The following is an 11,199-nucleotide window of genomic DNA, read 5'->3' on the forward strand; positions in this document are numbered from 1 at the left end:
CGACCGCGACCGATGGTCTCTGGACCGTCCATTTCGCCGCCGAGGCGATCGCGCAAGTCGACTTGCGCGATCGCCTCGGTTCGGTCCAACCTGTCAACCATGTCTCCGAACACCTGTAAACCAAGTGTCCGGTCTGAACAGAGTCTTGTTCTCCGGCCATCCGGCCGTAATCACCCTCACCCCAACCGCGACGCCCTTCGGCGTCGCCCCCTCAAGGGAGAGGAGCTTTCCGGCGTTCCGACGCGCCCTGTTGACATGGCCGGCGAATGACTAAAGGTTGGGCACTCCCGCCCACCCGCTTCCCCGGCCCCGACCATCATGCCCGACGCTTCTATCCTCGCCGTCCTCCTCGGCGCCGCCTTCCTGGCTGGCGCCATGAACGCCATGGCCGGCGGCGGCAGCTTTCTCACCCTGCCCGCGCTCATTTTCTCCGGCGTGCCGCCGGTCGCCGCCAACGCCACCGGCACCGTGGCGCTGCTCCCCGGCTACATGAGCGGCGCCTACGGCTTCCGCCACGACCTGGAGCCGGTGGACGGCGTCGGCCTCGTCTGGCTGTCGGCGGTCAGCCTGTTGGGCGGGCTTGATCGGCGCCGGGCTTCTGCTCATCACCTCCGACGCGGCGTTCGGGGTGATCGTGCCGTGGCTGCTGCTGTTCGCCACCGTGCTGTTCGCCTTCGGCGCCCGCCTGTCGGCGTGGCTGAAACGGCAGGGCATCCATGGCAAGGGCGCCATGCTGGGCGGCCTGTTCGCCGTGTCCGTCTACGGCGGCTACTTCAACGGCGGTCTGGGCATCCTGCTGCTGGCGCACCTCAGCCTGTTCGGCCTGTCCAGCCTGAACGCCGCCAACGGGCTGAAGAACCTGCTGTCGGCCGTGCTCACCGCCATCGCCGTGGCCGCCTACGCGGCCGGCGGCGCCGTGCACTGGACGGAGGCGGTGCTGATGATGGCCGGCACCATCGCCGGCGGCTACGCCGGGGCGCGGCTGGCGCGGCGAATCCCCCCATCGAAACTAAGGCCGGGCATCGTCGCCGTCGGCCTCGCCATGTCGGTTCTGTTCTTCCTCCGCTGACGCGGCCCCTCTATAACGGTCCCCCCTGCAGACCCACGGGAGCCATTGGCCGTGAGCAAGATCCCCGCCACCATCATCACGGGCTTCCTCGGCGCCGGGAAGACCAGCCTGATCCGCCACCTGCTGGCGAACGCGGGCGGCCGGCGGCTGGCCCTGGTGATCAACGAGTTCGGCGACCTCGGCGTCGACCGCGAGCTGCTGGCCGGCTGCGGCGTCGAGAACTGCCGGGAGGAGGACATCGTCGAGCTGACGAACGGCTGCATCTGCTGCACCGTCGCCGACGACTTCCTGCCCACCATCACCGCCCTGCTGGCCCGCCCCGACCGCCCCGACCACATCGTGATCGAGACGAGCGGCCTTGCCCTGCCCAAGCCGCTGGTGAAGGCCTTCAACTGGCCGGAGGTGCGCACCCGCGTCACCGTCGACGGCGTGATCGCCGTGATCGATTCGGAGGCCGTGGCCGCCGGCCGCTTCGCCCCGGACATGGAGGCACTCGCCGCCCAGCGGCAGGCCGACCCCAGCCTGGACCACGAAAGCCCGCTGGAGGAGCTGTTCGAGGAGCAGATCCTGTCCGCCGACATGGTCGTCCTCAACAAGGCCGACCGCGTGGACGAGGCCACGCTCGCCCGCGTCCGCGCCGAGGTGGCGGAACACCTGCGCCCCGCCGTCAAGACCGTCGTCTCCACCCAGGGCGCCGTCGCCCCCGACGTGCTGCTGGGCCTGGGTGCCGCGGCCGAGGATGACCTCGACTCCCGCCGCTCCCACCACGAGGAGGAGGGCGACGACCACGACCATGATGAGTTCGAGAGCTTCGTCGTGACGCTGCCCACCGTCGCCGACCCGGCCGAGCTGGAGGCGCGCATCCGCGCCACCGCTGCCGCGCACGACATCCTGCGCGTGAAGGGCTTCCTCGACGTGGCCGGCAAGGCGATGCGGCACGTCATCCAGGGTGTCGGCGACCGCATCCAAGGCTATTACGACCGCCCGTGGAAGCCCGGCGAGGCGCGCGGGACGCGGCTGGTGGTGATCGGCCAGCGCGGCCTGGACCGCGACGCCATCGCGGCGGCCCTAGCCGGGTAAGAATAGACCGGATAAAAGCGGGATGCCGTGATGGCGGCCGATCCGGGAAACGGTTGTGAGACACGGATGCACACGGATGTTCCACGGATGAACACGGATATCCATCTCTCTTCATCCGTGTCCATCCGTGTCCCCTCTTCTCTTCATTTTCCCCCTTTTCTTTTTGACCCGAGCGAGGGGCCCTGATGCACCTCCTGGCCGCGCAGCCCGGCAGCCTGGGCGACGGCGGCGAGGCCGTCGACCTCGGCCAGACGCCGGCCGACATCGTCTTCCTGTCGTCCGCCGACAGCGAGCTGGCCTGCCTCGCCGCCGCCCGCGACCGGCTGGGCGACGAGGCGCCCACGCTGCGCCTCGCCAACATCCTGCAGCTCGGCCACAACCTGTCGGTGGATGTCTACGCCGAGAACACGGTGGCGCACGCGCGCCTCGTGATCCTCCGCCTGCTGGGCGGAGAGCGCTACTGGCCCTACGGCCTCGAACAGATCGCCGACACCTGCCACCGCCACAACATCCCCCTGGCCGTCCTGCCCGGCGACGACCAGCCGGACGCCGAACTGGTGCGCCGCTGCACCGTCCCGGCCGATGCCGCGCACCGGCTCTGGCAGTACGGCGTGCACGGCGGCATTGACAACGCGGTGGAACTGCTGCGCTACGCCGGCAGCCTCGTTGGATACGACGTCGCATGGCGGGAGCCCATGCCGCTCCTGCGCGCCGGCCTCTACTGGCCCGGCGAACCGCGGCCGGACCTGGACACACTGCGCCGACGCTGGACGGACGGCGCCCCGGTCGCCGCCCTGGTCTTCTACCGCGCGCTGGTGCAGGCCGGGAACGTCGCGGTGATCGACGCGCTGGTGGACGCGCTGCGCGCGCAGGGCCTCAACCCGCTGCCCATCCACACCAGCAGCCTGAAGGAGGGGGCCGCCGCGGCCGTCGTCGCCGAACTGCTGGGTGCCGCGCGGCCAGACGTCATCCTTAACGCCACCTCCTTCGCCGTGTCGCAGCCCGGCGCCCAGCGCACCCCCACCCCCTTCGACGAGGCCGACTGCCCGGTCCTGCAGGTGGTCTTCTCCGGCGGCAGCGAGGACGCATGGCGGTCCGGCTCCGCTGGGCTGTCGGCGCGCGACATCGCCATGAACGTCGCGCTGCCGGAGGTGGACGGCCGCATTCTCGCCCGCGCCGTCAGCTTCAAGGCCGAGGCCCGCCGGCACGAGCCGACGCAGAGCTGGATCCTCGACTACCGCCCCGTCCCCGACCGCGTCGCCTTCACCGCCCGGCTGGCGTCCGCCTGGGCGAGCCTGCGCCGCACGTCGCCTTCGGAACGTCGCGTCGGCATCGTGCTGGCCAACTACCCCAACCGCGACGGCCGCCTCGCCAACGGCGTCGGCCTCGACACGCCGGCCGGCGTGGTGGAGGCGCTGGCCGCCATGCGCGCCGCCGGCTACGCGGTGGACGGCGCCCCGACGGATGCCGCCGCGCTGATGGCCGCCCTGCAGGCCGGCGTCACCAACGACGTGACCGCCCTGGACACCCGCGAAGTCCGCGAAACGCTGAGCCTGGACGAGTACCAGGCCTTCTTCGCCACGCTGCCCGACGCAGTGCGCGGCGCGGTCCTCGAACGCTGGGGCGAGCCGGAGGACGATCCGTTCGTGGCGGACTCCTGCCCCCTCCCGGCCGCTTCGCGGCCACCCTCCCCCGCTTCGCAGGGGAGGGGGAAAAGCGGCGGAGTTCCCTCCCCTGCGCAACGGGGGAGGGTTAGGGAGGGGGCAACAGTCCCCACCACCCGCGCCTTCCGCCTCCCGGCGCTCCGCTTCGGCAACGTCGCCGTCGCCATCCAGCCGGCGCGCGGCTACAACCTCGACCCGGCGGGCAGCTACCATGACCCGGCGCTGGTGCCGCCGCATTCCTACCTCGCCTTCTACGCGTGGCTGCGCCACCGCTTCGGCGCGCACGCGGTGGTCCACTTCGGCAAGCACGGCAACCTGGAATGGCTGCCCGGCAAGGCGCTGGCCCTCTCCGACTCCTGCTTCCCCGAAGCCGCACTCGGCCCCCTGCCCCACCTCTACCCGTTCATCGTCAACGACCCCGGCGAGGGCACGCAGGCCAAGCGCCGCGCGGCCGCCGTCATCCTCGACCACCTCACCCCGCCGCTGACCCGCGCCGAGAGCTACGGCCCCCTGCGCGAGCTGGAAATGCTGGTGGACGAGTATTACGAGGCCGCCTCGCTCGACCCCCGCCGCATCCCGGAGCTGCGGTCGCGCATCCTCGACCTGTCCGCCAGCACCGGCATCGCCGCCGACTGCGGCGTCGCCCCCGAGGACGACCCGCAGGAAGCGCTGGGCAAGCTCGACCGCCACCTGTGCGAGCTGAAGGAGCTGCAGATCCGCGACGGCCTGCACGTCTTCGGCCGCTCGCCCGACGGCGCCCTGCTGGACAACCTCCTTGTGGCGCTCGCCCGCCTGCCGCGGGGCAAGGGCGACGGCGCCGACGCTTCGCTGATCCGCGCCCTCGCGGCCGACCTGAACCTCGCCGGCTTCGACCCGCTCGACACCGACATGGCCGCCCCCTGGACCGGCCCGCGCCCGGCGGCGCTATCCGGCCCCGACCCCTGGCGCACCGCCGGCGACACGGTGGAGCGGCTGGAGCAGCTGGCCCTGCGCCTCGTCGCCGGCGATACCGCCGCCGACCCGGCCTGGGCGCGCACCGCCGCCGTCCTGTCGTGGATCACGGACCACCTGCGCCCCACCGTCGCCGCCTGCGGCGGGGCCGAGATCGACGGGCTGCTGCGCGGCCTCGACGGCCGCTTCGTGCCGCCCGGCCCGTCCGGCGCCCCGACGCGCGGCCGGCCCGAAGTCCTGCCCACCGGCCGCAACTTCTACTCCGTCGACACCCGCGCCGTGCCCACCCCGGCCGCGTGGCAGCTCGGCTGGGCCTCGGCCATGCGGGTGGTCGAGCGCTACATGCAGGAACACGGCGACTGGCCGCGCACGCTGGCGCTCTCCGCCTGGGGTACGGCCAACATGCGCACGGGCGGCGACGACATCGCCCAGGCGCTGGCCCTGATGGGCGTGCGCCCGACGTGGGACACCGGCACCGGCCGCGTCACCGGGTTCGAGATCATGCCCCCCGGCGTGCTGGACCGCCCGCGCGTCGACGTGACGCTGCGCGTCTCCGGCTTCTTCCGCGACGCCTTCCCGGCCCAGATCGACCTGGTGGACGCAGCATCCCGCGCCGTCGCCGCGCTGGACGAGCCCGACGACGTGAACCCCCTGGCCGGGCGCGTGCGCGCCGACCGCGCCCGGCTGGAGGCGGCCGGCGTGCCGCCCGAGGAGGCCGCACGGCGCGCCGGCTACCGCGTCTTCGGCTCCATGCCCGGCGCCTATGGTGCTGGCCTGCAAGCGCTGATCGACCAGCGCGGCTGGGAGACGGACAAGGACCTCGCCGACGCCTACCTCGCCTGGGGCGGTTACGCCTACGGCGCCGGTGCCCACGGCGCCCCCGCCCGCGCCCAGTTCGCCGAGCGGCTGTCGTCGGTCGAACTCGTCCTGCACAACCAGGACAACCGCGAGCACGATCTGCTGGACAGCGACGACTACTACCAGTTCGAGGGCGGCATCACGGCGGCGGTGCGCGTCCTCTCCGGCCAGCAGCCGGAGGTCTTCCACGCCGACCACTCCCGCCCCGAATCCCCGCGCGTCCGCACCTTGAGGGAGGAGATCGCCCGCGTCGTCCGCGCCCGCGTGGTGAACCCGAAGTGGATCCGCGGCGCCATGCGGCACGGCTACAAGGGTGCGTTCGAGCTGGCGGCCACGGTCGACTACCTGTTCGCCTTCGCCGCCACCGCGCGCTGCGTCGGCGACCACCATTTCGACGCGGTGTTCGACGCCTATGTCATGGACGACGAGGTGCGCGCCTTCATGGAGGACGCCAACCCGGCCGCACTCAAGGAAATGGCCGAACGCCTGCTGGAGGCGCTCGACCGCGGCCTGTGGCGCCCGCGCGCCAACGCCGTCCACATCACGCTGAGGGAAATCAGCGGACAAGGAGGGGAAGAGGAATGACCGAAGAGAACATCGAAGACGGCGAAGACGTCAACGCCCGCCACGCCGAGAAAATGGCCAAGAAGAAGGCCGCGCGCGACCGCATGCTGGCCGGCAAGACCATCGAGAAGGGCCTGCTGATCGTCCACACCGGCAAGGGCAAGGGCAAGTCGACCTCCGCCTTCGGCATGGTGATGCGCGCCGTCGGCCACGGCATGCGCACGGGTGTGGTGCAGTTCGTCAAGGGCAAGTGGGCGACCGGCGAACGCACGGTGCTGGAGCGCTTCCCCGATCTCGTCGAGTTCCACGCGCTGGGCGAGGGCTTCACCTGGGAAACCCAGGACCGCGAGCGCGACATCGCGTCCGCCCGCGCCGCGTGGGAGGCGGCAAAGCGCCTGATCGACGACCCCGACGTCCGCATGGTCCTGCTGGACGAGCTGAACATCGTGCTCCGCTACGGCTACCTGCCGCTGGAGGAGGTGCTGGAGGGGCTGCGCAACCGCCCCGCCGACACCCACGTCATCGTCACCGGCCGCAACGCGGCGGACGAGCTGATCGAGGCCGCCGACCTGGTCACCGAGATGACGCTGGTGAAGCACCCCTTCCGGGACGGCGTCAAGGCGCAGGCCGGAATTGAATTCTGAAAGCGCGGATTCCGGGCGATTCGCGACGCTTCGGCCGGGGTGGTAATTCCACGCCTTCCCCGGCCGTGTTCCCGCTTCATCCGGAATCTCCATCGCCCGTTCTGGGAAATTTCAATAAAACGGAGACGCAACAATTCACCCACCGAGGGTGCACCCCCATGAACGTCGCAACCATTGCGCATCGCCTGTTCGCCGGTGACCTCTACTATGCCCTCGGCCGGTTCGAAACGGTGCGCCGCGGTTACAGCTATCTCTGCGCGCTCGTTCAGGACAAATACGGCGGCGTGGCCCCGGCCGGCCACCCCACCCTGTTCCCGCGCGTCTCCATCGACGATGCCGTGGCCGAGATCCGGCGGGATTCCGTCTCCTTCGGCTTCGACCTGCCCCCCGACGTGCTGGCCGAGATCCAGGAATTCGCCAACACCGCCGAGTGCCGCGAGCGCGGGCGGGAGCAGACCTTCCGCCGCGGCGACGTGGTCAACGGGCGGCTGGCCGACGGCACGCCGCTGGTGCACGGCCTGATCGACGATCCCCTGCGCTGCGACGCCGTGCGCCGCGTGGCCGAGGATCCCATGCTGCTGGAGGCGTCCAGCCGCTTCCTCGGCTACCGCGTGCGGCGCATGCTGCCGCGCGTGTTCTGGAGCTTCGCGTCCGGCGTGTCGGACGACGAGCGGCGCCGCCGCGGCCAGACCATCGACTGGCACTTCGACGTGCACGACTACAACTTCATCTCCGCGTGCTTCTACCTGTCGGACGTCGACCAGGGTGCGGGCCCGCACGCGCTGCTCTGCGGCTCGCACACCGGCAAGCCGGCGCGCATGCTGCTGGGCTCCGCCAACGCCCGCGAGGAGGAGGTGCTCGCCCGCTTCGGCCGCGACCGCGTGATGGTCATCGAGGCGCCGGCCGGCACCGGCTTCCTGGAAGACACCTCCTGCTACCACAAGGCCATCGCCCCCACCGAGCGCGACCGCCTGATGTTCCAGATCTGGTACAGCTGACGCCTATTCTACGTTGGGTTTTCGCTGGCGCTCAACCCAACCTACCGACGCGCGCACGCGGCCGTAGGTTGGGTTGAGGCGCGAGCCGAAAACCCAACGTCGTCCGCATCCAGCCTCACCGCCCCATCATGCCCTGCAGCGCCGATCCCATGCCGCCGCCACCGCCCTGCCGCTCGCGCGCGGACTGGTCGAAGGTGCGCGACGGTGCCGGCGCCGGGGCCGGCGGCGGGGAGGACACGCTCGGCGGGGGCGAGGGCGGCGGCGCGGACGGGCGCGTCGGCCGCACTTGGCTGAGCTGGCCGCCGATCGTGCTGCCCATGTCGCCGCCGCCGCCCAGGTTGCGCATCGGCTCGCGCATCTGCGTGCCGAGGTCCTGTCGCGGCGGATCGGGCCGGCGCGGCTCGTCGTACCGGGTCCGCTCGCGGTCACGGTCACGGTGCCGGTCGCGGTCCCAACTGCGGTCCCAATCCCGGTCGTAATGGCGGTGACGGGGCCGCCCCTCGATGATCACCGGCGGGGAATAGCTGTAATAGCCGCCATAGCTCCCATAGCTCGGGCTCCCGTACGTGGGGTAGCCATAGCTGTAGCCGGGCTGGTAGCCGTAATCGTCGTACTCGTACCCATAGCCGTCCAGCTCCGCGCAGGCCCCCAGGCCAAGCAGCAACAGGGCCGGCAGTACCCGCATCCGCCCCGACATCGACGTCGACATCGGCATCCTCCCACGCAGAGTGTTTCCTAGGAAATGAACACGCGGACGGCGACTTTCATCCCGCCGCGTCGACCACGTGAAGAAAAGATCCGCAGACCGTCCCCCGACGGCTGCCCATCGCGCCCAGATCGGTTCCGCGCGCGTCCCATGCCTGGAACAGCGGCGCCCCCGCGTCCGCCACGGTGGTGCTGGCGTAGTGGAACTCGTGCCCGCGGAGAACCGTGCCGCGCGGCCCCCACGGCCCGTCGGCCATCGTCACCGCCCGGCGGTAGCCCAGGTGAAGCCGCCGCCGCGCGAACGACGTGGCGACCGGCAACAGCCCGGCCATAGCATGCGCCGTCCCGTCCCCATCCACCAGCGTCTCGCCCAGCGTCATATAGCCGCCGCACTCGCCATACACCGCCGCCCCGCGCGCCGCCGCCGCGCGCACCCCTTCCAGAAACCGCCCGTTCCCCGCCAGCCGGCCGGCGTGCAGCTCCGGATAGCCGCCGGGCAGGAACACCGCGTCGGCGCCCGCGTCCGGCCCCTCGTCGGCCAAGGGCGAGAACGGCAGCAGCTCCGCCCCCCGCTGGCGCCAGCCCTCCAGCAGGTGCGGGTAGGCGAACGCGAACGCCGCGTCCCGCGCCACCGCGATCCGCTGCCCCAGCGGCGGCAACGCCTCACCTCCCCCGCCCCCAAGCCGTCCCGGCCGCGCCAGCGCCCGCAACGCCGCCAGATCCACCGACGCGCCCAGCACCGCCCCGGCGCGCGCCAGGAACATGTCCAGTTCCGCGTGCTCCTCCGCCTGGACGAGGCCAAGGTGGCGGTGCGGCAGGTCCAGCGCCGCGTCGCGCTGCACCGCCCCCAGCACCGGCACGCCCGGCGGTGCCCCGGGCGGCACCCCCAGCGACGATATGGCGTTGCGGATCTGCGCCTCGTGCGACGCGCTGCCCACCCGGTTCAGGATGACGCCCGCCACCTCCACGTCGTCGCGGAAGCTGCGGAACCCGTGCAGCACCGCCGCCGCCGACGGCCCCTGCCGCCCCACGTCCAGCACCAGCACCACCGGCCAGCCGGCCAGCGCCGCAAGGTCCGCCGTGGAGCCGCTGCCGTCCGCCGCCCCGTCAAACAGCCCCATGACGCCCTCGACGACCAGCAGCTCGGCCCCCTCGCCCGCAAGCACCGCCAGCCGCGCCAGCGTCGCCGGGCGCATGGCCCATGGGTCCAGGTTGCGGCACGGCCGGCCGCTCGCCGCCTCATGAAAGCGCGGGTCGATGTAGTCCGGCCCCACCTTGCACGACGCCACCGCCACGCCCGCCGCGCGCAACGCCCGCAGCAGGCCCAGCGTCACCACCGTCTTGCCGCTGCCCGAGGCCGGCGCGGCGATGACGAGTCCGGGCGTCAACGCAGGGCTCCGAATGTCAACGCGCGGGCTTTGAAACGGATGGGGGACACGGATGGACACGGATGCCGGCGGGGCCGGCGCACGGATGAACACGGATGAAGAGAGGGAAAAATCCATCCGTGTTCATCCGTGGATATCCGTGTGCATCCGTGTCTCAAAATCCCGCCTCCATACCGACACTCTTCCGCTGACCCGGGTTCTTGGCCCTGAAGCGTCACCGCCCGCCCAGCACGGCGTGCAGGTTCACCACCGGCCCGACGACGATCAGGGCCGGCGGCTCGATCCCGCTGGCCGCCACGTCCTCGGCCGCGCGGCCAAGCGTGGTGACCAGCACCGTCTGCTCCGGCAGGGTGGCGTTGTTCACCACCGCCACCGGCTCGTCGGCCCCGCGCCCGCCGTCCATCAGCTTTTGCGCGATGGTGCCGATGTGCTTCAGCGCCATGTACAGCACCAGCACGTGCGTGCCGCGCGCCAGCGCCGCCCAGTCCAGCGCGTCCGGCACCTCGCCGGTGGTGGAATGGCCGGTGGCGAAGGTCACCGCCTCGCCGCTCTCGCGGTGCGTCACCGGAATCCCGGCGTAGGCGAGGCCGCCGATGCCGGCCGTGATGCCCGGCACCACGCGGAATGGCACGCCGGCCTCGGCCAGGGCCAGGCACTCCTCCCCGCCGCGGCCGAACACGAACGGGTCGCCGCCCTTCAGGCGCAGCACCCGCTTGCCTTCGCGCGCCAGTTCGATCAGCCGGCGGGAGATGTCCGGCTGCTTGGGCGATGGCTTGCCGCCGCGCTTGCCGGCGAACTCGCGCTCCGCGTCCACACGCGCCAGCTCCAGCACCCCCTTGCCGACCAGCGCGTCGTAGACGACCACGTCCGCCTGCCGCAGCGCGTTCAGCGCGTGCAGCGTCAGCAGCCCCGGATCGCCCGGCCCGGCGCCCACCAGCCACACCGAACCCGGTTCGAACACGGGCAGACCCAGATTGGGAATCTCCGTGACGCTCATGCACATCCTCCGCTGGGCAAGCCCCTGTGGTGGACCTATAAACCAAACCATGACCGGCAAACCAGCGAGCAAACCGGAAACGCCGCTCCGCCACGGCTGGACGACGGGTGCCTGCGCCACGGCGGCGGCCAAGGCCGCCTACACCGCCCTGCTGACCGGCGCCTTCCCCGATCCGGTGGAGATCGTGCTGCCGCGCGGCGAGCGCCCCTCCTTCGCGCTGGCCCGCACCGCGCTCGACGGCGAGGCGGCGACCGCCGGGGTGATCAAGGATGCCGGCGACG

The 11,199-nt window shown here is 71.8% G+C and carries 9 protein-coding genes and 1 pseudogene; 7 read left to right on the top strand and 3 right to left on the bottom strand.

Annotated elements, in window-relative coordinates:
• Positions 1 to 384: 384 nt before the first annotated feature.
• The 6 genes and pseudogenes from VED21_RS07000 to VED21_RS07025 all read left to right on the top strand — a co-directional run.
• Positions 385 to 513, top strand: a pseudogene (locus tag VED21_RS07000) (sulfite exporter TauE/SafE family protein); the annotation flags it as partial.
• A gap of 67 nt (positions 514 to 580) precedes the next feature.
• Entirely contained in the window at positions 581 to 1,069 is a 489-nt protein-coding gene (locus VED21_RS07005) for a sulfite exporter TauE/SafE family protein (RefSeq protein ID WP_324881609.1), read from the top strand.
• A 51-nt stretch (positions 1,070 to 1,120) separates the two neighbouring features.
• On the top strand, positions 1,121 to 2,149 hold the full coding sequence (cobW, locus tag VED21_RS07010; protein ID WP_324881610.1) for a cobalamin biosynthesis protein CobW: 1,029 nt from the start codon (positions 1,121 to 1,123) through the stop codon (positions 2,147 to 2,149).
• A gap of 185 nt (positions 2,150 to 2,334) precedes the next feature.
• The gene (cobN, locus tag VED21_RS07015; protein WP_324881611.1) at positions 2,335 to 6,207 is read left to right on the top strand and encodes a cobaltochelatase subunit CobN; all 3,873 of its coding nucleotides are present in this window, start codon (positions 2,335 to 2,337) and stop codon (positions 6,205 to 6,207) included.
• Positions 6,204 to 6,830, top strand: a complete 627-nt coding sequence (cobO, locus tag VED21_RS07020) for a cob(I)yrinic acid a,c-diamide adenosyltransferase (protein ID WP_324881612.1) — start codon at positions 6,204 to 6,206, stop codon at positions 6,828 to 6,830. The genes cobN and cobO overlap by 4 nt, the downstream gene beginning before the upstream one ends.
• A 158-nt stretch (positions 6,831 to 6,988) precedes the next feature.
• A complete protein-coding gene (locus VED21_RS07025) occupies positions 6,989 to 7,828 on the top strand; it encodes a hypothetical protein (RefSeq protein ID WP_324881613.1) in 840 nt (279 codons plus the stop codon).
• Positions 7,829 to 7,943: 115 nt separating this feature from the next.
• On the opposite strand, the gene VED21_RS07030 is transcribed toward VED21_RS07025, so the two are convergent.
• From VED21_RS07030 to cobA, 3 genes are all read right to left on the bottom strand, one after another.
• Entirely contained in the window at positions 7,944 to 8,537 is a 594-nt protein-coding gene (locus tag VED21_RS07030) for a hypothetical protein (protein WP_324881614.1), read from the bottom strand.
• Between the two features lie 55 nt (positions 8,538 to 8,592).
• Positions 8,593 to 9,921 carry a cobyrinate a,c-diamide synthase gene (locus tag VED21_RS07035; RefSeq protein ID WP_324881615.1) on the bottom strand — a complete coding sequence of 443 codons (1,329 nt, stop codon included), beginning with the start codon at positions 9,919 to 9,921 and terminating at the stop codon, positions 8,593 to 8,595.
• 214 nt (positions 9,922 to 10,135) lie between these two features.
• Positions 10,136 to 10,918, bottom strand: a complete 783-nt coding sequence (gene cobA, locus VED21_RS07040; RefSeq protein WP_324881616.1) for a uroporphyrinogen-III C-methyltransferase — start codon at positions 10,916 to 10,918, stop codon at positions 10,136 to 10,138.
• Positions 10,919 to 10,967: 49 nt separating this feature from the next.
• Between cobA and VED21_RS07045 the strand changes: the two genes are divergently transcribed.
• Positions 10,968 to 11,199, top strand: a 232-nt coding sequence (locus tag VED21_RS07045) for a cobalt-precorrin-5B (C(1))-methyltransferase (RefSeq protein ID WP_324881617.1), incomplete at its 3' end; no start/stop codon positions are given.

It is taken from the genome of Azospirillum sp. (assembly GCF_035627195.1).
Lineage (GTDB): Bacteria > Pseudomonadota > Alphaproteobacteria > Azospirillales > Azospirillaceae > Azospirillum.

Bases quoted from the DNA above. Each gene is read 5' to 3' on its own strand.
- cobN (WP_324881611.1), top strand. From the start codon at position 2,335: ATGCACCTCCTGGCCGCGCAGCCCGGCAGCCTGGGCGACGGCGGCGAG.
- cobO (WP_324881612.1), top strand. From the start codon at position 6,204: ATGACCGAAGAGAACATCGAAGACGGCGAAGACGTCAACGCCCGCCAC.
- VED21_RS07025 (WP_324881613.1), top strand. From the start codon at position 6,989: ATGAACGTCGCAACCATTGCGCATCGCCTGTTCGCCGGTGACCTCTAC.
- VED21_RS07030 (WP_324881614.1), bottom strand. From the start codon at position 8,537: ATGTCGACGTCGATGTCGGGGCGGATGCGGGTACTGCCGGCCCTGTTG.
- cobA (WP_324881616.1), bottom strand. From the start codon at position 10,918: ATGAGCGTCACGGAGATTCCCAATCTGGGTCTGCCCGTGTTCGAACCG.